This is a genomic window from Apibacter sp. B3706 (genome assembly GCF_011082725.1).
In the GTDB taxonomy this organism is placed as follows: Bacteria; Bacteroidota; Bacteroidia; order Flavobacteriales; family Weeksellaceae; genus Apibacter.
Map to the genome: position 1 here is coordinate 1591304 of NZ_CP049715.1, position 22784 is coordinate 1614087.

The 22784-nt window shown below is 32.7% G+C and carries 18 protein-coding genes; 9 read left to right on the top strand and 9 right to left on the bottom strand.

Annotated elements, in window-relative coordinates; all coding sequences use genetic code 11:
• Positions 1 to 78 precede the first annotated feature (78 nt).
• Positions 79 to 681, top strand: a complete 603-nt coding sequence (locus G8C41_RS07070; protein ID WP_166006930.1) for an outer membrane beta-barrel protein — start codon at positions 79 to 81, stop codon at positions 679 to 681.
• A 52-nt stretch (positions 682 to 733) separates the two neighbouring features.
• Complete coding sequence (locus G8C41_RS07075; protein WP_166006932.1) at positions 734 to 2140, top strand: hypothetical protein; 1407 nt, start codon at positions 734 to 736, stop codon at positions 2138 to 2140.
• Between the two features lie 124 nt (positions 2141 to 2264).
• Here the strand turns inward: G8C41_RS07075 and G8C41_RS07080 are convergent, their stop codons facing one another.
• Positions 2265 to 3581 (bottom strand): YihY/virulence factor BrkB family protein, encoded by a 1317-nt coding sequence (locus G8C41_RS07080; RefSeq protein ID WP_166006934.1) that lies wholly within the window; start codon positions 3579 to 3581, stop codon positions 2265 to 2267.
• 99 nt (positions 3582 to 3680) lie between these two features.
• Entirely contained in the window at positions 3681 to 4970 is a 1290-nt protein-coding gene (tilS, locus tag G8C41_RS07085) for a tRNA lysidine(34) synthetase TilS (protein WP_166006936.1), read from the bottom strand.
• Positions 4971 to 5185: 215 nt separating this feature from the next.
• Here tilS and G8C41_RS07090 point away from each other — a divergent pair, with 215 nt between their 5' ends.
• Genes G8C41_RS07090 through G8C41_RS07100 form a run of 3 tightly spaced genes read left to right on the top strand, consistent with a single transcriptional unit; the run spans position 5186 to position 7913 of the window.
• Positions 5186 to 5932, top strand: a complete 747-nt coding sequence (locus G8C41_RS07090) for a (Fe-S)-binding protein (protein WP_160542657.1) — start codon at positions 5186 to 5188, stop codon at positions 5930 to 5932.
• Between the two features lie 9 nt (positions 5933 to 5941).
• Positions 5942 to 7339 carry a lactate utilization protein B gene (locus G8C41_RS07095; RefSeq protein ID WP_166006937.1) on the top strand — a complete coding sequence of 466 codons (1398 nt, stop codon included), beginning with the start codon at positions 5942 to 5944 and terminating at the stop codon, positions 7337 to 7339.
• Positions 7326 to 7913, top strand: a complete 588-nt coding sequence (locus G8C41_RS07100) for a lactate utilization protein C (protein WP_255466926.1) — start codon at positions 7326 to 7328, stop codon at positions 7911 to 7913. The genes G8C41_RS07095 and G8C41_RS07100 overlap by 14 nt, the downstream gene beginning before the upstream one ends.
• Positions 7914 to 7998: 85 nt before the next feature.
• Here G8C41_RS07100 and G8C41_RS07105 read toward each other — a convergent pair whose 3' ends face one another.
• Positions 7999 to 9126, bottom strand: a complete 1128-nt coding sequence (locus tag G8C41_RS07105; protein WP_166006939.1) for an endonuclease — start codon at positions 9124 to 9126, stop codon at positions 7999 to 8001.
• 98 nt (positions 9127 to 9224) lie between these two features.
• Between G8C41_RS07105 and G8C41_RS07110 the strand changes: the two genes are divergently transcribed.
• Positions 9225 to 10235: an o-succinylbenzoate synthase gene (locus G8C41_RS07110; protein ID WP_166006940.1), complete on the top strand. Its 1011-nt coding sequence runs from the start codon at positions 9225 to 9227 to the stop codon at positions 10233 to 10235.
• An 85-nt stretch (positions 10236 to 10320) separates the two neighbouring features.
• Positions 10321 to 11316, top strand: a complete 996-nt coding sequence (locus G8C41_RS07115) for an AMP-binding protein (RefSeq protein ID WP_166006942.1) — start codon at positions 10321 to 10323, stop codon at positions 11314 to 11316.
• A 149-nt stretch (positions 11317 to 11465) separates the two neighbouring features.
• Here the strand turns inward: G8C41_RS07115 and G8C41_RS07120 are convergent, their stop codons facing one another.
• The 6 genes from G8C41_RS07120 to G8C41_RS07145 form a co-directional block, all read right to left on the bottom strand.
• Positions 11466 to 12602 carry a porin gene (locus G8C41_RS07120; protein WP_105297258.1) on the bottom strand — a complete coding sequence of 379 codons (1137 nt, stop codon included), beginning with the start codon at positions 12600 to 12602 and terminating at the stop codon, positions 11466 to 11468.
• Between the two features lie 6 nt (positions 12603 to 12608).
• On the bottom strand, positions 12609 to 13670 hold the full coding sequence (locus G8C41_RS07125; RefSeq protein ID WP_166006944.1) for a type II asparaginase: 1062 nt from the start codon (positions 13668 to 13670) through the stop codon (positions 12609 to 12611).
• 29 nt (positions 13671 to 13699) lie between these two features.
• On the bottom strand, positions 13700 to 15340 hold the full coding sequence (aspD, locus tag G8C41_RS07130) for an aspartate 4-decarboxylase (protein WP_105297259.1): 1641 nt from the start codon (positions 15338 to 15340) through the stop codon (positions 13700 to 13702).
• A gap of 46 nt (positions 15341 to 15386) precedes the next feature.
• A complete protein-coding gene (gene aspT, locus G8C41_RS07135) occupies positions 15387 to 17090 on the bottom strand; it encodes an aspartate-alanine antiporter (RefSeq protein WP_160568352.1) in 1704 nt (567 codons plus the stop codon).
• A gap of 269 nt (positions 17091 to 17359) precedes the next feature.
• Complete coding sequence (aspA, locus tag G8C41_RS07140; RefSeq protein ID WP_166006945.1) at positions 17360 to 18760, bottom strand: aspartate ammonia-lyase; 1401 nt, start codon at positions 18758 to 18760, stop codon at positions 17360 to 17362.
• Between the two features lie 42 nt (positions 18761 to 18802).
• On the bottom strand, positions 18803 to 20110 hold the full coding sequence (locus G8C41_RS07145) for an anaerobic C4-dicarboxylate transporter family protein (protein ID WP_160542829.1): 1308 nt from the start codon (positions 20108 to 20110) through the stop codon (positions 18803 to 18805).
• Between the two features lie 208 nt (positions 20111 to 20318).
• On the opposite strand from G8C41_RS07145, the gene G8C41_RS07150 reads away from it, so the two are divergent.
• Together G8C41_RS07150 and G8C41_RS07155 are read left to right on the top strand one after the other, a co-directional pair.
• The gene (locus tag G8C41_RS07150; RefSeq protein WP_166006947.1) at positions 20319 to 20969 is read left to right on the top strand and encodes a Crp/Fnr family transcriptional regulator; all 651 of its coding nucleotides are present in this window, start codon (positions 20319 to 20321) and stop codon (positions 20967 to 20969) included.
• A 90-nt stretch (positions 20970 to 21059) separates the two neighbouring features.
• Positions 21060 to 22724, top strand: a complete 1665-nt coding sequence (locus tag G8C41_RS07155) for a DEAD/DEAH box helicase (RefSeq protein WP_160566622.1) — start codon at positions 21060 to 21062, stop codon at positions 22722 to 22724.
• Positions 22725 to 22784: the final 60 nt, after the last annotated feature.

Genomic DNA, 22784 nt, shown 5'->3' on the forward strand with positions numbered 1-22784 from the left:
ATCCTTTAATATTTAATGTTCTTCAAATGTAATAAATAATAATTATCTTTGAAAAAAATTAAGCAAAAATCATTATATATGAAAAGACTCTTTCCGATATTATTTTTACTTTTTATTTCAATCGTTACTTATGCACAACAAGTTGAATTTGGAGCCAAAGCCGGAATGGCTTTCGGTTATAAAGGAACTTTAAAGCAAACTGTAACCAATATTAAAGAAAGTAAAGCCACAGATAATATCGGATGGCATGCGGGTTTTTTTAGTCGAATAAAATTTTTGGAATGGTTTATCCAACCCGAGATTTATTTTTCTTCCATGAAAACTAATTTCGATTATAGGAACGATGGTGAATTTACAGCACATTCCAACCGATTGGATATCCCTATTTTGTTTGGATCTAAATTTTTAGAAGTTACCCGATTGTATGCCGGCCCTGTTTTTTCCACTTCTTTAAATGAAGATATTTCCTTAAAAGGAATAAGAAAAACAAAAACAGATGATTTTTCACTTGCCGGTCAAGTAGGAGGAGGTTTTGACTTAGCTAAGCTCACTTTTGATGTGCGTTATGAATTCGGATTTAATAAAAGTCAAACAAATTTTATAAAGAAACGTACCGGTGAAGAATTTAAATTGGAGAAAAGACAAAATTCTCTGGTATTAAGTGTCGGATATAAATTTTAAGGCAAAACGAATTTATTATTTTAGTGCCCATTCTTAGTATGATTAAACTGATATGAAAAAATTATCACTTTTATTATTTTTATCTTTTTTAGCTCTTTCAATTTTTTCATGCAGAGATGATTATAATTATGATTCTGCTTCTAAACCGCTTCGTTTTTCTAAAGATACGGTTATGCTGGATACTGTATTTTCATCGGTTCGTTCAGAAACCTATGTACTTAAAGTTTATAACCAACAAAACGATGATGTTGTAATTCCGAGGATTTATCTTGAAAAAGGCTCGTCTTCTCAATTTAAAATTAATGTAGACGGAACTCCCGGCAATGCAACCAATCAAAATAGCTTTCAAAACATACCTATAAGGTCTAAAGATAGTTTATTCATTTTTATTGAAGTTGCTCCTCAAGCCATTAATGCATCCGAAGCGTTAGCAGATGAAGACTTATTGTTTAGCACCATCGGATCTACACAAAAAGTTAAGTTACTTTCTTTAATTGAAGATGCAGAATTTTACTATTCTAAATCAGGGACTAAAGAAATAGCAAAAGATCTGGCTTGGAACAATACTAAATCCAAAGTTATTTATGGAAATTTAAAAATTACAAATGGTGCCAAATTATCCGTTTTGGAAGGAACCAAAATATACCTTCATAAGAATGCAAATATAATTATTGATTCGGGCAGCGAACTTACTATAGACGGTTCTTTGGAACATGAAGTATTAATTCGGGGAGATCGACACGAAACCAAATACGATTCACTTCCGGGTAATTGGAATCAAATTCATCTTGCTGCCAACGCCTCCGCAACAATTAACCATTTAGTTATAAAAGGGGGTAATAATGCATTTTATTTAGAGGAAAATGCTCATTTGAACATCTTCAATTCCAAAATTTATAATTTTTTATATGGAGGAATCTACTCTGTCGGAGGCAATGTGGAAGGTAAGAATCTTGCCATAAATAATTGTGGTACTTCAGATCTTATAGCAGAATATGGAGGAAACTATGATTTCACTCATTGTACTTTTGCCAATTATTGGAATTTAAATGCTGGTGCAGGATATTCTGCCTACTTATCTAATGCTTATCAGAAATCAGGACAAACAACATACAATTCGCTTACTGCTTCTTTTAAAAATTGTATCTTCTGGGTTAAAAATTATAACAGCTTATATTTAGATAAAAATGAGCATGCCCCTTTTAATTATATTTTTGATACTAATCTGATTAAAAATACTTCCAATAATTTATCTACAGAAACGGACGAACATTTTGTAAATATTATTCTTAATAAAGATCCTCAATTTTATAAAACAGGATATTCGGATTGTTTACTTCTTCTTAACATAGGATCTCCAGCTTTAGGTAAAGGTAAGTTAAGTTATGCAAAAGAGGTTCCTGAAGACATGAACGGTATATCGAGAATTAACGATCCTGCTTTAGGAGCATATCAATGATTTAAAATTATATTTAAATTAGAATTTATAAAATTAATGGAATGGCCGGATTATTTTTCAAAATAATTTTACATGGAAACCTTCTGGAAAATTTAAAAGGCTTAATAAAACTATCGATTAGCTTTTAGATATCTTTAAGTAAAACTCCGCTTTCATGCTTATAAATCATATTTCGTATTTCTAAAGTCTTATCCCAAATATTTTTAATATCTCCTTCCATATCGATCTTGAAGTTTTCAGATCCATATTGATCCAATTTATTGAAAAAATAATTTATCGTAATGTGATTGATATCGATTCCGGGAATATATGCAACCACCATGTCATTTTCTGTTAGTGTTTCTACAATAAGTCCTACTTGTAATAAATAGTATAAAGAATCACTAGTTAATCGGGTGGGTATTTTATAAGTTTCAGATAATTCATCTGCCGTGTAGGGCTTTTCGCCAGCTTCAAATCGTTTTATGATGAGTGTAGTGATCATTAAAAGTATAAAATCCTTATATCTTCTGCTTATGTTGCTAATATCTTTTTCAAAACTAAACTTATTTACATTTTGATAGGAAAAAGATAATTGAACCCCGAACAAGCAAATAAACCAGCTCAATTGCAGCCACAGCATTAACAAAGGCAATGCGGCAAAACTCCCATAAATAGCATTATATTTTGCTATCCAAAATTGTCCGGATATATACAGCATTTGAAAGATTTGAAAACAACTCCCGCTCACTATACCTGCTAAAAAGGCAGCACTAAATTTGACTTTTGTATTAGGAATGTAAATATATATAAATGTAAAAAGTAAGATGATTATAACGTAGGGAATAAACTTTATGATCGGACTAATGACCATACCAATGATATTGATATTGGTGGTTGAGTTCAAAAAAATTGACAATCCGGCATTGCAAATTAAAAATAAAGGAGCTATAAGAATTAAGGCTAAATAATCCGTAAATTGTCGAGAAAACTTCCTTCCTTTTTTAATTCTCCAAATAGTGTTAAAATTATCTTCAATACTTACCAATAAAGTTATAACCGTGTAAAAGAGAATGATTATTCCTAAACCTAAAAATACGCCTCCTTGTGCATAATCAATTGAACCGTCTATAAATTGCATAGCCTTGGAAAGAGCAACTTTCTGTCCCGTAAAATATTGAAACAGTTGTGTTTCCACTAAATTTTGAAAACCAAATCCACGGGCTATAGCAAATAATACTGCCAATAAAGGCACTATAGACAAAAGAGAATTATATGTTAAGGCGGCTGCACGAGTATTGATCTGTGAGCCGTTACTATTTCTAAAAGTTAATAAAAAAGCTTTGGTAATATTGATGAAAAAAGTTTTTATATGAGGACCATCGCTTCCGTTTACCCGCCATATATCATAGGTTAAAAAATGTATAATATTTTTGATTTTTTCCTTTATCTTAGAATACATAAGATATTTTTCAAATTATTATTAAAAGATACAAACATGATACCTACTAGCTTTAAATAAGAAAAAATTTACTTTATAAAAGTTTATTATCCTTAACTCTTATGCTTTATAATTTAAATGAAGAAATTTTTGAGTGGAAGGTGATATTTTGAAACGATCATCTAAACGAAACCCTACCAACCAAATAATTTCTCCTGAATTATTACATAAAACCAATACTTTCTCTTTTTGAAAATTAGATACCTTATGATCCTTTAAAAATTTACTTACCTTCTTTTTACCTAATCCATTAATAGGGTAAAAATAATCCCCTTCCTTCCAATTTCTTAAAACTAAAGGAAATTCAACTTTTTGAAAATCAATACTTTCTCCTTCCTTAAATATAGCTTTATCAACTACACAACAAGTAAATTCAAACGGTTGCTTAAGTATCCACGGAACCGATGGAATTAAAAAATTAACAGTTGAAAATTCCGTTTTACTTCTATTAGCTAACAACAACGTTCCCCTATCCACCCAAGCTTTATACTCTTGTGATTCAAATAAACTTCCTGTATGAGCATTTAAGATATTTTCACAATCTTTTTTATTAGTAAAACCATATTTGGAAAGTAAATGGTAAGACAAAAGAAAATCAGCTTGTAGGAGTTTATCTAATGAGTAAGCCTTCACCCCTGTCTCAACAAAAACTTCTGCTTTTATTTGTAATTCTTGCACCTGTGATTCTAAAAAAGATTGAGTTTCATGTAAAATACTCATACTTTTTTCTACTTGATGTAAAAAAACGGGTGATATATCTTGAAATTCAGGAATAATCTGATGACGAATTTTATTTCTCAAATAATCCAACGTTTGATTCGAAGCATCTTCTCTCCAAGTGATTGAATGATTCCGAGCAAAATTAACGATTTCATTTCGGGTAAAAGGCAATAAAGGTCTTACAATATAATTTGCAATCATTTGCATTCCTGATAGTCCCTTAATGCCTGAACCTCTCAATAGATTTATAAAAAAAGTTTCTACATTATCATTAAGATGGTGTGCGGTAACAAGATAATCAAAAGAGTGCTTTTTTATTAATTCTTGAAAATAATCATACCTTAAGTTCCTGGCAACCATTTCAATAGATTCTCTATTTTTCTTAATTTTTAAGGTATCAAAGGTTTTAACGAAAAGCTCAATATCATGATCATCACAAAAGTCCTTCACCAATTTTTCGTCTAAATCTGAATTCTCCCCTCTTAGCCGAAAATTACAATGAACTACACTAAAACGGTAAGGAGAATTATAAAATAAATGCAACAATACCATACTATCGACTCCTCCACTAACTGCTAATAAATATTTTTTTTCAACAGGTAAGTTACTCAATGAATCCGTTAACCTCATACGTTTTATTTATCCGAAAAAATTGGTAAATATCAGAATTTTAATTTTTAACAAAGATAACTGAAAAAATTTTTGAGTAAAACCTTTCATTAAGCACAATCTTTGCTATCACTATAAATTGTACAATAAAATGCTAAAATAATATAAATACCTAGATTTATTTACTTTAGAATGATTATAAATAACAAAATTATCTATAAAATTAAAAATCTATTATGAAAATTGGTTTATTTATTCCATGTTATATTGATGCTATTTACCCGGAAGTAGGAATAGCAACTTTGGAATTATTAGAAAAATTGGGTTTGGATGTAGAATATCCAATGGAGCAAACATGTTGCGGCCAACCCATGTCCAATGAGGGCGATTACAAAAGTGCAGAAACTGCACAAAAATTATTTATTCAAAATTTTAAGGATTATGAGTACATCGTTGGTCCTGCCGGAAGTTGTGTAAAGCAAGTCCGTTTACATTTTGATAATTTAGAGCAAACCGATGAGGTAAAGCAAGTCAGAAAAAACACCTATGAATTGGTTGAATTTTTACACGACATCCTACAAGTAAAAAGTTTTCCGGGTGTTGAATTCAAACACAAAGTTGCTCTACACAATAGCTGCAGCTCCATCCGAGGATTGGGTATTGCCAAACCTTCGGAAATCATAGGAACTCCCTATAATAAATCTGCTGATTTATTAAAAATGATTGATGGACTGGAAATAGCAGAGATGAGCAGACCGGACGAATGTTGCGGTTTTGGAGGCACTTTTTGTGTAACTGATGAAGTAGTGAGCGGAAAAATGGGTAAAGACAAAATTTCAGATTACGTAACCAGTGGAGCAGAATATGTAGTTTCTCCCGATATGTCTTGCTTAATGCACCAAAAGGGAGTTGCTTTAAAAAATGGCATTACCCATTTACCTTTTCTTCATATTGCCCAAGTTCTTAACGGAGGTCCATTTTAAACTTTGAAAATGAAAAAGAAGATTGTCAACATTGAAAAAAATTCTGCTGATTTTATAAATCAAGATAACATACACGAAAAGGAACACGATAAAAACCTTTGGAATGCCCGAGTAAAAAGAGATCGAATAGCCCAATCCATACCGGAATGGGAAGAACTTAAAGAATTAGCATCTAAAATAAAGGAACACACTTTGTCTCACTTGGACGAATATGTATCTACTTTTGCAGAAAATGCCTCTAAAAGAGGAGCAGTGGTTCACTGGGCTAGAGATGCCCAGGAACATAATGAAATCGTTTACAATATCTTACAAGAAAGAAAAGTAACTGAAATTATAAAAAGCAAATCCATGCTACAAGAAGAGTGTGAAATGACAAGCTTTTTAGAATCCAAGGGAATTGAAGTTACTGAGTCTGATTTGGGCGAAAGAATACAGCAGCTTTCGCATCAACCACCGGCTCATATTGTTATGCCCGCCATTGAAAAAACCACGGAAGATATCGCCCAACTCTTTGCGAAAACCATAGGTACTGATCCTAATGATACGGATCCGCATTCTTTAAATGAAGCGATGAGGAATAATGCCAGACCTAAATTTTTACGAGCAGGGGCAGGAATGACCGGTGCCAATTTCGCGATAGCTGAAACAGGAACTTTTGTTGTCTGCACTAATGAAGGTAATGCGGATATTGGAGCAGCCGTACCTCCTCTTCATATTGCTAGTATAGGTATTGAAAAAATAATTCCAAAGGTGGAAGATTTAGGAATTTTTATACGCCTCTTATCCAGAAGTGCACTGGGAACTCCGGCAACCCAATATACTTCGCATTTCACCGGACCTCGAAAAAATGGAGAACTTCATATTATTATAACTGATAATGGAAGATCTACCCGTTTAGGCATGGAAGATTTTTGGACTTCTCTAAAATGTATCCGTTGCGGTGCATGTATGAATACTTGTCCGGTTTACAGAAGAAGTGGTGGTTTATCTTATGAATCAACCTATTCCGGTCCGATAGGAATTATATTAAGCCCGACTTTCGATCTTGAAAAATATAAAGAGCTTCCGTATCATTCCACTTTATGCGGCTCTTGTTCTGATGTTTGTCCGGTAAAAATTGACATATCCAATCAAATCTACAAATGGAGGAAATTGGTTGTCGACAAAGGATACATGCCTTCAAATCGAAAATATGCGCTGAAAGCAGCCGGTGCTGTTTTAGGTCATCCGCATCTATTTAGAACAACGGAAGCTTTTGCAGAAAAAGCACTGCCCATAGTGCCCGATTTTCTTATATACAGCAGTTTAAATCCATGGACTCAAGAACGTAAAATGTTTTCCATGGCAAAAAATACATTTAGAGATTGGTATATTAAAAACAGAAAAGAAAAAAATGATAAGTACTAAAGAACATATATTAGAAGCTATTCGTAAAAATAAGCCTCAAGGGACCCAATATCCCTATCCTGTAATTCCTTCATTTCCCAAAAGCTCAAAAGATATTGTGGAAGAATTTAAGGAAAATTTAATCTTAAATGCCGGTACTTGCTTCACCATAAATTCCATTGAGGAAGGCGAAAACAAAATTAAAGAATTGCATCCGCAAGCTAAAGTAATTTGTTCTTCTGCCATCGAATTTCCGGGAAATAAAGATTTATCCAAAGTAACTGATCCTCATCAATTGGATGATGTGGATGTTGGAATTATTCGAGCGGAATTTGGTGTTTCAGAAAACGGTATGGTCTGGTTGACAGAAAAAGGTATGATGGTTACTTCGTTAGGTTTTCTTTCTCAACATTTAATTATTTTGTTAAAGCCTCAAGATATAGTTAGAGACATGTATGAAGCGTATTCGAGAATTAATCTTAATGATAACAATTACGGTTGTTTTATGTTAGGTCCTTCTGCTACGGCTGATATAGGAGCTGTTATGGTTCGAGGAGCACAAGGAGCCAGAAGCTTATCGGTATTTTTTATGTAGTTTTATACGTTACCGAAATATAAACAAATGAAAAGTAAAAAAGAGGAGAAAATTAATTTCTCCTCTTTTAAATTCTATCCTATTTTTATTGGATTATAACTTTTCTGTTTACTTCAAAATCATTTCCCATTACTTTTATTATGTAACTTCCTGATTTTTGAATAGTAATCGTCAATAAATCGCTGTTATAGGAATTGACAATGGTTTGTAATAAAATTCCGTTTAAAGAAAAAACCATCACTTTTTTTATTGCGGATTTATAATCGTTGGATTTTATATAAACAGTTCCCGAAGAAAGAGTAGGATAAATTTCTAAAAAATCTCTGGGTTGATATTCAAAACTTTCCACTTTTAAATTATTTCCCCATACCATTTCCACCCACTCGGGATGGTCTATATAGGGATTACGATTTTTTTGTTTACTATAAATAGCTTCATTCATAGCTATTTCTCGATCGCTGACAGGATCCATCACATGCCAAGTCAGCAATATATTTCTAAAGGTATCGGTAAACACTTGATTTTTTGTTCTATTAAACATATCAAAACTCCAAGAACTGATTTCATCTTCATATCGGGTTGCAAAATAAAAGAATGCTCGAGCTATATCGCCCTTAAATTCATCAATGGGTTCAAAAACGACTCCTTTATATCCTTTAGAATACCCTGAATTAGCATTGCTACCCAATTGAGACCCGTTTTTGGATACCCATTTGCTGTTACCTACTCTGCCAAAAGGATAATCGCTTCTCATCGCATTCACTTTTCCGTCCGTTGGCCAAATATGAAAGGCATCAGACAGCATGGGATTTTTTTTATAAAATACAGATTGAGGTATCAGGTGCTCTCTATTATAACAATCTCCTTCTTTAGTATAATTTCCGCACTGATCTACTCCAAACCGATAATTGTAGGGATCCGCACCGTTTGGTATCTCAGAATAAATATCCAAAACAGTTCCGTCGTTTTCATACCATTGATCACCAAAAGCACTCATGGACTTATATAAATTCCACAAACCTTTATATCCAATGGGTACATGTCCCTGTTTGATAATTTCTTTCAAACGTGTTTTTAAGTCATATCCCGTACCGTATGCATCCGCATAATAGTTGAGAGGTATTGACTTATTTTCTATAAACGGTATCTCAGCTTGCTGAGAATAAAAAAAACAAGTGGATAGTACAATCCAAAATAATAAAATTTTCTTCATATTATTTGTAATTTTAGCGTTGGTAATAACTTTGATAAAGTTTTTAACTTTTGTTCAAGTTAAGATAAATATCTCACTAATTATAATTATTTTTTTATATGATACAGGCAAATTTCACCTCATACGAATTACAATTTAAGCGTCCGGCAGGAACTTCTCGCGGAACATTAAATTCTAAGCTAACTTATCTTTTAAAAGTTCAAAATTCAGATACGGAATATGTTGGCGAATGTAGTTTTTTTAGGGGTTTAAGTGCTGATTCCGAAATGGAATATGAGCCTAAACTGCAATGGGTATGTGATCATATCAATGAAGGAAAAGAATTTTTGCTTACGAATTGTCAAGAATTTCCTTCCATACAATTCGGTATTGAACAGATTTTTGCTCAAATTGAAAACAGGAAAGACGGGATGTTTTTTCCTTCTGAATTTACCGAAGGAAAACAAGGAATTAAAATCAACGGATTAATTTGGATGGGAAATTTGGACTTTATGCGTGAGCAAATCCAACAAAAACTTGAACAAAATTATAGTTGTATAAAACTTAAAATTGGTGTTAACTGGCAAGAAGAATATAAAATATTACAAAACTTACGGAATGAATTTTCTGCTTCTCAATTGGAATTGAGAGTGGATGCTAATGGCGGATTTTCTTTTGAGGAAGCAAAAAAGGTATTAGATAAACTGGCTCAACTTGAAATTCATTCCATTGAACAACCTATTAAAGCCGGAAATGAAAATCAAATGGCTGAATTATGCAAATATACTCCCACTCCTATTGCTTTGGACGAAGAATTGATCGGTAAGTTTTATAAAGATCTAAAGGAAAAAACGTTAGAAATTATAAAACCTCAATATATAATTTTAAAACCTTCTTTAATTGGCGGATGGAAAGGATCGGAAGAATGGATTGAAATAGCCGAATCTAAAAATATAGATTGGTGGATCACTTCAGCCTTAGAATCCAATATTGGATTAAATGCTATAGCGCAATGGACTGCTTTATTTCATAAAGATATGCCGCAAGGTTTGGGTACAGGAAGTTTATATACTAATAATTTCCCTTCTAAACTTTCCGTAAGGGGTGAATATCTATTTTATAATCCATAAATTGAAAAAAGTATCCGTTAAATACTTCTGAAATATATAGTTTCATTGATAGTAATCATTATCGTATAAAGATAAAAAATTTCTTATGATTCATCTGAATTTTTCAAAACCTATAGACGTAAATGCAATACCTTGTCAAGAAAAATGGCAAATAGACCTTGTTGATTTTTTAAAAGATTGGTATTCTGCTTCACCCACTATAATCACAAAGACATCCGGTTCCACCGGAACTCCAAAAAATATTGAACTGACTAAAAAAGCTATGGCTGAAAGCGCAAAGATGACGGGTACTTTTTTAAATCTTAAAGCTAATGACAGCGCTCTCCTTTGTATGCCTTCTTCCTATATAGCAGGTAAGATGATGTTAGTAAGAGCTATCGTTTGGAAATTAGATCTTTATTGCATTAAGCCCGTATCTCATCCCCTTGAGAATCTTAACAGAGAATTTACCTTTTCTGCAATGACGCCTATGCAAGTTGAAAATTCATTGGATAAGATTTACCTTATAAAAAAATTGATTGTAGGAGGCGCTCAGCCTTCCGCTCAATTGGTATCCGAATTAAAAAACCAAACTACCGATATTTATGAATCTTTTGGAATGACGGAAACGATATCTCATATTGCACTAAAAAAAATATCGGGTCATGCGGCAAATTCGGCTTTTAAAGTTATGCCCTATACTAAAATTCGTGTGGATGAAAGAGGTTGTTTGTGTATTCTTCCTCCATTTTTGGATGAAGAAATTGTAACTAATGATCTGGTTTCGCTCATTTCTGACAATGAATTTGAATGGAAAGGAAGAATGGACCATGTAATTAATTCCGGAGGAATTAAAATTTTTCCTGAACAAGTCGAAAAACAACTCAAATCTATTATTCAATCTGATTTTATCATTTCATCCGTACAAGATCCTTTACTAGGTAGTAAAGTAGTGATTATTATAGCCGGAAAAAAAGATCTCAATTTGGAAAAACAAATTCTAGATTTCAATTACGAAAATAAATATGAAAAACCTAAAGAGTTTATTTATGTTGAAAGCTTTGCTAAAACTCCTACCGGAAAAATCATCCGAAAAATATAAGCTCTATTTTTATTTCGATTGTTTTTAAAATGATTTTTTATTTCTATTAAGTTTAAATTTTACATTTAAAAAATTAAGGTATAAAAAAAGCCTTATAAATAAATTATAAGGCTTTTTTGTCAAAATATTTGAGTATAATCGTACAATTTCTATTTGATTTTCAAGAACCAACGCATACCTGCAATAATTTGATTTCCATTAATTCCATCTAAACCATTATATATTCCGTTAAAATTGGTTCTGTTATATGCATACATAAGGTGGAATCTAAGGTCTTTAATAGCCGGATCTGTAAATGGATAATATTCAACTGCTGCTTGAACACCTCCATTAATATAGGATGAAGAATTTATTTGATCTCTTCTTTTATTCCATACTCCTTTAATTAAAGGTTTTATCTTTCCTAAATCGTATTTAAAATTAACTGAAACAGAATTGTCTCTAACATGTCTTAATCCTAAATCTTCATTTTGAACGACATCCCCGTAATCCATATCACGATCTCCCATATACCAATCTAATTCAGCTGTAAATTTTTTAAGATTGATTTGGTTACCAATGGTTATCCAGTTATAATATTTGCTCGCATCATGTTGAAAAGCCCCGTATCCATATCGAGTTCTAAATACATTGTTGAAAAGGCTACCTTCCCATAAGAATAAACCTGCTAACGATTTATTTTTATATTTATCGGTAGCAAATTGAGGAGCATCCGAATTTACCACTTCAAAATTTAAGGTTTGTCCTGCTACTCTATAAGCTACATTAACCCCCGTTTTATACGCATCCAGGTCATTATAGGTCATAGTATATAAGTAAACATCAGCAGCATTATAGTCAAATTCAAAAGTACCGAATTGTACTGCTTGTTTACCTACACGGAATGTTAAATTTTTTCCTGCATCAATTTCGAAATATGCTTGATCGGTTGCTGATGAATAGTTATCTCTGTACAATGCGTTTTGAGGGGTATTTAGTCTATGACGTACCCTGTAACGAAACCCGGGAATTATTTCACCTTCAAACCATACTTTTACAGTATTTCCTCTGAAACTGCTTTGATCCGTTTTACTTCCTTTAAAAGTAGCTTGATAATCTACACGAGTATCAAACATAATATTTAACATTTTGTCATCTTTCAATAACTTATCCAGAACGGATTTGAAAGATGGTTCATTGACAGTGTTTTCTCCTGTACTTGGATTGGTTTGCTGTCCGAACATGGACAAACAAAATAAACAATTAGCCGCTATGAGAATTTTTTTCGTAATACTTAATTTCTTCATAAATTTTTAATATTCTGTAAACATTCTTTGTATTTCCTTATAATTATTTGTTTTGGTTAAAGCAAGCATCAACAATACTCTGGATTTATACGGATTTAAGTACCAAGATGCTGTAAATCCATATTTATCGTCATCTACTTCATCATATTGAGCAGTTGGCCCCATTGAAATTCGGGAGGAGCGAACTACTGCAATTCCTTTTTTTACTGCATTTGCAAGTGCATTTTGTAGATCGGTGGTAATGTTTCCGTTACCTACTCCTGCAGTTACTATTCCTCTTACTCCGGCATTAACTGCAGCATCTACAAATAATGACTTAGCGTTGGAATAACTTAAAATTACTTCAACTCTAGGCAGTTTAGTTATGTTAGTTATGTCAAATTCTGAATTTATTGTATGTCTTTTAACAGATTCCCTGGTATAGATGGGTTTACCGTTATACACGATTCCCAAATTCCCATAATTTGGATCTTCAAAAGTTCCTACAGAAAGAGTATGTGTTTTGGTAATATCATCAGCCCCTATAATTTTATCATCCATTACTACCATTACTCCTTTACCTAAAGATTCCGGCGATCCAGCACATGCAACTGCATTGTAAATATTTCTAGGACCGTCTGCACTAATGGCAGTAGATGGACGCATGGAACCTACTAATACTACAGGCTTGTTGCTTTTTACGGTTAAGTTAAGAAAATATGCTGTTTCTTCTTGAGTATCGGTACCGTGGGTAATTACAATTCCGTCTACATCTTTTTGTTTAAGCAATTCATTAACTCTTTTCGATAATTTTAGCCAAACATCGTCATTCATGTCCTGACTTCCGATATTTGCTACTTGCTCTGCTTTAATGTTAGCAATGTCTTTAATGGAAGGAACTGCTTTTAAAAGTTCATCTACTGTAATAGAACCGGCTGTATATGCCTGAGTTACAGAGGATGACCCTTGTCCTGCGATGGTTCCTCCTGTTGCTAAAATGTAAATAGTTGGTTTATACTGTGCGTTAACCGCCATAAAAATAAACAATACAAACAAACTGAACAAATTTTTTAAACTTTTTGTTTTCATAGTTAAATAATTATAATTAATATTTGAATTTATTTTTTTGAATTTTTCCATGCTTCTACGTATTCGTACATTGTTTCGGAAAGCTTTTTTCCTATTGTTTTATAATCATCGTCATCTAAATTAGCTAACGATACTCTTACGGACCATTCCGGACCGGCAAATCCTCCTCCATTTAATAATACTATGGAAGATTTTTCGGCTAATCTGAAAAGTATATCTACGGGTTCAAAATTCTTTTCCAAGAAAGTAACAAAATCTTTATCGTAATTTTTAGATGCCCATTCATGAATATCTATTTCACAATAATAAGATGCTCTTTCCGGATCGGGTTTGATAGGTATATTCATTCCTTCCCAAAGTAGATTAAATCTATGTTTTACTAAATCTGTACATACTTTTTTATAGTGATTTTGCTTATCCAATAATGCAAACGATGCAAACAACATCATTTGTATTTGTTGAGGTAAGGATAATCCTGCAGTATGATTCAATGCAACTTGACGACTGTCTGCTACTAATCGGTCAATAAATTTCAGTTTTTCAGGATATAAAGTCAAACTGGAATATAATTTTGCTGTTTTGGCTTTTTCTTTTTCAGGTATTGCTTTTAGCATTTTATCATAAATATTATCTTCATATAAAGCAATAGCCCCTAAACGCCATCCTGTGGCTCCGAAATATTTTGAGAATGAATAAACACAAAGTGTATTTTGTGGTAATTCGTTCATTAATGAGCTAAATTTGGGAACAAAAGTACCATAAACATCATCCGTCAATATCATTAAATTTGGATTGAGGTTTTTAACTATTTTTATGAGATATTTTCTACTCTTATCGCAAATTTCTACTGAGGTGGGATTACTTGGGTTAACAATGAAAAAGGCTTTGATGGTTTTGTCTCCTAACTTATCTAATTCTTCATCCGGATATTGATAGTTGGAAGTTCCGTCGCTATTTTTTCCTGTACCATGAACGTAAGTTACCTTAAAGTCATACCTTTTTAATTCAGGTATTTCTAAGTAAGGAGTAAAAACGGGAACTCCTAAAGCAATATGATCTCCTTTTCTTAATAAATAGTTTTCCATCAAAGAATCAAAAATATAACACATGGCAGCCGTACCTCCTTCTACGGCAAAAATATCATATTTACCACTTCTTTGCGGATTATTCCCGCACATTTCTTGAATGAGATAATCGTGAACTATGGGTTCTATGTGTTTTAACATCCTTACCGGACTTGGATATTGATCTCCGATAATTCCTTCCGCTAATTCATGCGCCCAACTGTCGCGATCGTATTTATGTTTTTCTATACCATATTTATAGGTATTTTTTAAATGTTCGATACCGGGTTGGTCTTTATTTTTTTCCAAAAATGCTTCAAATCTTTTACCTATTCCTTTTTTTTCGGGTATACCCGCCAATCCTTCGGGTTTATTTAAGGTTCTTTTACATTCTTCTATTCCGAACCTTCCTAAGGTAAAAAATGCTTCTCGAGGAACTGTTGCTATCCAATTGGGATTTCCACGACCTGCATTTAACATGGTTCTGGTTGGTTTAGTTTGTTGATCTGAGGCCAATTTAATCAAATCATTCTTTAACTCAAAAGGGCTTAGTTGTTCTAATTGCTGCTCTTTACGACGAGAGGTTTTTAGTTTAGAAATATCCATTGTTATTTACTTTTTTCTTGTTTTACTGATTTTTAGTGTTCAATGGCTAGCTCATTAACAAAACAATTACTACACCCCATATAATAAGTAGTGTATTACCAACGGCATAAGTAGTGGTATAAGACAGGGCCGGAACTTTACTTTGTAATGTATCTTCCAAGGCTCCCAAAGCAGCAGTTGTAGTTCGGGCTCCTGCACAAGCACCTAAGGTAATGGCAGGATTGAATTTAAATACATATCTTCCCAATAATATACCAATGAACATGGGTACGATACTTACAAATATTCCTGCGATAAATAAGCTTACTCCGGCCGTTTTCAATCCAGAAATAAAATCGGGTCCTGCATTTATTCCCACTACAGCAATAAACATATTTAAACCCAAATTATTCATCAGCCAAACTGAGGGCGAAGGAATGTATCCAAAAGTAGGTCGCAAGGATCGTAACCATCCGAATATAATTCCCATAATTAAAACTCCTCCACTGGCACTTAAACTTAAGGGAATATTTCCGGTACGGATTGATAATGACCCTAATAATCCTCCTAAAAAAATACCCAGTCCTATATAAAGAATATCAGTAACATTAGTGGGTCTTTCCGGATAACCTAAATAGGAAGCAAATTTATCTACGTCTGTTTTCCTGCCTTCTATTTCTACAATATCTCCTCGTTGGATGGTTACATTTTTTAATAATGGAATTGTTGTTTTTCCTCTATGTATTTTTAATATGATTACTCCGTGTCTGTTTTTATTGTATTTTAAGGTATGCAAACATTTTCCAATTATTTCTTTATTGGCAACCATTACCTTCAAACTTTCTACCTTAAAATCCAATAATTCCAAATCTGCTACTTCTTTACCAACCAGATTTTCATCGGATAAAATGGTATCTAACGGGCCATTTAAAACCATTCGATCTCCCCTATTGATAGTAGTATCAGGATTGGGATCTGAAATAATTTCATTGTTGGAAGCTGAACGAATTTGTTCAACATAGACGGGCCATCCTTTGTTTACTAGTAAATTTTCAACCTCTTGAACGGAGCGTTTTTGATTAAAAAATGAACTTCCTGCTTCAATTACTCTAAAAGTTGCTCCATCGTAAGCATATTCTAAACTTGAATCATCATCTTGTATTTCTCCTCCTAGTGATTCTTCATATTTTTTGGTTTGCCCTATAACATCTTTTCCTAAAAGTTTAGGTCCAATGGATGATAAAAACCATGCTGTCCCTGCTGTTCCAAATATATAAGTTACTGCATACGCAACGGGAATGTGATTTATTAATTGTTGTTTTTGAGAAGAGTCTATACTTAACTGATTTATCGTATCGGATGCTACTCCAATTACTGCTGATATGGTATTAGCTCCGGCTAATAATCCTGCTGCATTTCCTACATCAAAACCTGCAATAATTGCGGCAACCCATCCCACTAATAAACAAGATACACATACTAAGGCTGCAAATGCAATTTGCGGCAATCCTTCTTTTTTTAATCCGTGCACAAATTGAGGACCCACACTATATCCAACGGCAAATAAAAATATGAGAAAAAATGCTGATTTTACAGTAGGCGAAATGGAAATACCCAGCTGTCCGATTAATACTCCCATTAAAAGAACGCCCGTAACGGCGCCTAAACTAAATCCTTTAATTTTTATTTGTCCGATTGCAAAACCTAATGCTAAGGTGAGAAAAATAGCTAATTCAGGAGAACCTTGAATAGTTTTTAAAATCCATTCCATATATCTTGTTTTTTAATAAATATTTTTTAGGTTAATTAGAGATAAAAAAAGAAAATAATATTTTTTATCCCATAAAATAACTCTATATAAAATACAATTAATATGCCAACAAAATGAACTTATATTTTTTCACTATTCTTATTTAATGTCTAAAAAATTCTTCCTTAAAAGTATTTATATTAGGTTCAATATTTCAATGAATTTCTTGATAGTATATATAACTAAAAAAGAAAAAGCAATTGATTTCTCAATTGCTTTTCAAGGTTATATTAGTCTTTATACTTATGAGGCCCCAGCATATTTTGCGGGTTCAATATTTCATCTAATTTTTCTTTTGATAAAAGCTTATTTTCGAGCACTAAGTCATAAACACTTAAATTTTTCTCTAAGGCTTCTTTAGCTATCTTGGTGCTGTTTTTGTATCCTATATAGGGATTTAATGCTGTAACAATTCCTATACTGTTTAATACCATATCTTTGCAATGTTGTTCATTAGCTGTTATACCGTCGATACAATTTATACGTAAACAGTCCATTGCGTTCATTAAGATATGAACTGATTCTAACAAGCTGTATGCAATTACAGGTTCCATTACATTTAATTGGAGTTGCCCGGATTCTGCCGCCATAGTTACTGTTAAATCATTTCCAATAACTTTAAAGCAAGTTTGATTCATTGCTTCCGGAATAACGGGATTAACTTTTCCCGGCATAATGGAAGATCCCGGTTGCATAGCCGGTAGATTGATTTCGTTCAGTCCACAACGAGGTCCGGATGATAATAGACGTAAATCGTTACAAATTTTTGAAAGCTTGATGGCTACTCTTTTCAAAGCTGACGAGTAAATAACATATGATCCGGTATCCGGGGTTGCTTCAACTAAATTTTTCGCAGATATAAACGGTAATTTTGTTATTTCCGCTAATTTTTTAGCACATAATTCAGCATATCCGGGGATTGCGTTTAATCCGGTTCCGATGGCTGTAGCACCCATATTGATTTCTAAAAATAAATTAGAATTTTGAGTCAACCGGTCCACATCTTCACTTAATGTTTCTGCAAAAGCTTCAAATTCTTGACCTAAAGTCATTGGTACTGCATCTTGCAATTGGGTTCTTCCCATTTTTAAAACATGCATAAATTCTTTTCCTTTGTTGCGGAAAGATTCAATTAATTGTTTTAAATGATCAATTAAGATCATGTTCGAATTAATTGCTGCTAATTTTATAGAAGTTGGATAGGCATCATTAGTAGATTGGGAAAGGTTTACGTGATCGTGAGGAGAACAGTATTGGTATTCTCCTTTTTTATGTCCCATTATTTCTAATGCAATATTGGCTACCACTTCATTTATGTTCATGTTGGTTGAAGTTCCTGCTCCTCCTTGAATTACATCACTTGGAAATTCTTTGTCGTATTTACCGGTTATAATTTCCTGACATGCTTTTACAATTGCATTTTTGATATTTTCATCTAACACTCCTAATTCACAATTAGTTTCTGCTGCCGCCCATTTTACATAAGCTAATGCTTTAATTAATTCCGGATAATTAGATAATTTTATACCTGTTATATGAAAATTGTTTACAGCCCTTTGAGTTTGAATTCCATAATATGCATTTTCAGGAACTTCTAAATCTCCTATCAAATCGTTTTCGACTCTGTACATAATTTTTTATTTATTAATTTTTTTACGGTTGTTTTTTTATTTTTAAAATAGTAAATAAGCTAAACCAAAACCTACACTTACAGCTACAATGGTTGCGATAAATCCCGGTAATTGGAAAGAGTGATTGACTACGTATTTTCCTATACGAGTAGTACCGGTACGATCAAAGTTTATTGCAGCTATTATGGTTGGATAATTTGGAATAAAGAAATATCCATTTACTGCCGGAAACATAGCTATCAAACTAGGGATAGGTATGCCCAGGGAAACCCCTAACGGCATAAGTGCTCGTACGGTTGCTGCTTGACTAAACAGCATGATGGACATAATAAATAAGGCTATTGCAAAGGTCCACGGATATTCTGTAACCATAGTGGTTAACAATCCTTTGAAGAAATCTAAATTTCCACCAAAAAAAGTATCACCCATCCAGGCTATACCAAAAATAGCTATTACTGCTTGCATTCCTGCAGAGAAAATGGAACCGGTTGCTATTTTTTCTACATTGGTTTTAGTGAATAGTAAGATACATCCTGCTGCTGCCAACATAAGTATTTCTATGATATGAGGCATAGCCATTGGTACTCCATTAAAAGTGGGCTTCATTCCGTCTATGGAGCCAAATACCACTATCCCTACAACACTAACCAAAAAGATGATCACAGATAGTTTTGCTCCAAAACTTACTTTATTTTTGCTGCTTTTTTCTTTTATTTCTAATAAGCCTTCGTTTATTCTTTTTTGATATTCAGGATCTTTTTCTAAATCTACTCCTATAAACATTTGTACAATTGCAGCAACTATGACTCCAATTAGAGTGGATGGGACTGATATCATTAAAATATCCGTAAGTCTTAATTCCGGGTTTTTTACCATAATTACGCTAAGTAAAGCTGCCGTAGCTGCTGAAATGGGACTTGCGGTTATGGCTTGTTGTGACGCGATGACCGAAATGCTTAACGGTCTTTCAGGCCTCACCTTTGCATCGGTGGCTACTTCTGATATTATAGGCAACAGTGCATAGGCTATGTGTCCGGTACCTGCAATCATCGTAAAAATATAAGAAACAATAGGGGCTACTATGGTAATGGCAGGAGGATAAGCTCTTAAAAGCTTTTCAGCGATATTTACCATATAGTCTATACCCCCGGATGCTTGTAATGTACTTGCTGCCGTAATTACGGCAACTATCATTAACATGACATCTATGGGTGGATTTTGCGGCTTCAGCTTAAAAACAAAAACTAAAACAGCCAATCCCAGACCTCCGAAAATACCTAATCCTAAACCTCCTTTTCTCGCCCCGATAAATATGGCTGCCATTACAACCATAAATTCCAGCAAAATCATTAAAGTGTTACTCATCTAAAAATTAATTTTATTTAATTTAAACCTAATAATATGTATAATATTTATAACAAATCTTAGTTTTAATTATTTAATATTTGCAAATGTAAACAGATAATTAAGATTTTCATTATTTTTTGTAAGTGATGTTATTTGTATTTTAAAAACAATATAACTACCTTTGTAAGTGAAAAATCTTACTTTTTTGAACATGGAGAAGCTGATTACTACCATCCCTTTTTATGCTATATTAACTGAGGAGGAGAAAATGTTTCTCTCTCAAAATTGTAGTATTGTTGACTTTGATTCCAGAGAAGCTCTTTTTAAACAGGGTAGTTTTGCGGTTAATATATATTTTGTTTTGGAAGGGTATTGTAAAATGACGTACCAATCCGGCAATAAAAGAAAAATTGTTTATATAGCTCGAAAGGGTGAAATTATAGGTAAGGATTATATATTATTGGAACATTATCCTTACAGTACTCACTCGCTTACCGCTTCTAAATTAATGGTTTTTCCTAAAAACTTGTTTCAAAAAATATGTGAATTAAATAAATCATTTTATCTTAAAATCAGCAATAAATTAGAATTTAAACTACGGGAAACCATGGAATGGTTGATTAATCTTAGTTTTAAAAATGTAGAAGGAGCTATGGCAATGTTTATTTTAAAATTTTGTAATAAAAATTTTAAGGACATAAGTTTAACTCGAGCTGAAATTGCTGAAATTATAGGATATTCCAGAGAAAGCATTATTCATACCCTTACAAAATTTGAACAAGAAAAACTGATCAAAACGAAGGGCAAAGACATTATTATAAAAGATATCGAAAAACTGGAAGAAATAATAAAATACGGATAAATTCAGTAATTATTAAAAAACATAAATCAATTCTTGAATTGTTAATTAACAAACAAATCATATCTTTGTATTGATTTTTAAAAATTATTGATGAATTTATTCAAAGAGTATGGCCTATCAGAAGATTTGTTAAAGGCCATAACAGAGTTGGGTTACACTCAACCCACTGAAATCCAAAAGCAAACCATTCCCTATTTATTATCCAAGGAAGAAGACTTAATAGCTTTAGCACAAACCGGTACCGGTAAAACTGCTGCATTTTCATTACCTATATTGGAAATGATAGATCCCTATCAAAAACATGTTCAAGCCTTAATTCTTTGTCCAACTCGTGAACTGTGTTTACAAATTTCTAAAGATATTGCCAGTTATTCAAAATATTTATCCAAAATACGCTCATTGGCAGTATATGGCGGATCCAATATTTCTGAGCAAATCAGAGGTTTGAAAAATAATCCTCAAATTGTAATAGGTACACCGGGAAGGGTTAATGATATGCTTAAAAGGGGGGTTCTAAAAATTAATCAAATTCAATGGTTGATTTTAGACGAAGCAGATGAGATGTTATCTATGGGCTTTAAAGCCGAATTGGAAACAATTCTTAAAGAAACGCCTAAAGACAGACAAACTTTATTATTTTCAGCAACAATGTCTAAACAAGTAGAGGCTATTGCTAAAAATTATATGAAGGGTGCACAAAAAATATCAGCAGGAGGAATTAATGAAGTAAAGAAAAATATTACTCATAAATTCGTAATGGTGCGTGACCGTCAAAAAAATAACGGTTTACGAAGAGTATTGGATGCAAATCCCAATATATATTCAATTATTTTCTGCAGAACGAGAGTGGAAACTCAACATGTTGCAGATTTCTTAATGCACCAAGGATATGCAGCTGATGCTTTGCATGGAGATTTATCACAATCTCAACGAGATATGGTAATGAAAAAATTCCGATTAAAAAATTTACGAATCCTTGTTGCTACGGATGTTGCAGCCAGAGGATTGGATGTAAATGACCTTACTCATGTGATTCATTATTCATTACCTGATGATCCGGAAGTTTTCATTCATAGAAGCGGTAGAACCGGTAGAGCAGGAAAAGACGGAGAATCTATAGCTATTATCCGTCCTAGCGAAATGGTTAAATTTAATCGTATTAAAAAGGAAACTTCTATTAAGGTAGAAGAAATGAAAATTCCTACTAAAGAGGATATTTTAAAAGCGAAAGAACTTTATTTATCGGATAAGCTGCTTAATTCCGATTTTGATTCCGAAGAATTTGAACTTTCCACTATTCCTGATCTATCCAACATTTCTAAAGAAGAACTTTATAAAAGGGTAATGTTCCTTGAATTAAAATCAACTTGGGAATTCTATAAAAACGAGAAAGATATTGCTCCTATTGATAAGAACGAAAGAGCAGCCGAAAGAGGTAAAAAATCTTCCACAAGCCGAAACAGAAAGGATAGAAAAGACTCAAAAGACGGAAATAAAAGAAACAGAAAAAGTAAAAAAGGGAATTTCACTCGTTTTTTCTTTAATTTAGGCAAAAGAGATAATCTTAACAAAGTAACGGTTATTGACTTAATTAATAAAAACACGAAAGGTGCGAGAGCGGATATTGGCGAAATTGATATTAGAGATAAATTTACCTTTTTCGAAGTTGACGCCAATTATACTGATCAATTATTAAAGAAAATTAATCAGTTAAGTTTTAATGGTAAAAATATGTCATTGGAAATAGCTCAGTAGAGAGTTTAGTTGAAATTTCTAAATTGTTTAAATTATTTTAAGCTACCTAAAATATACCAT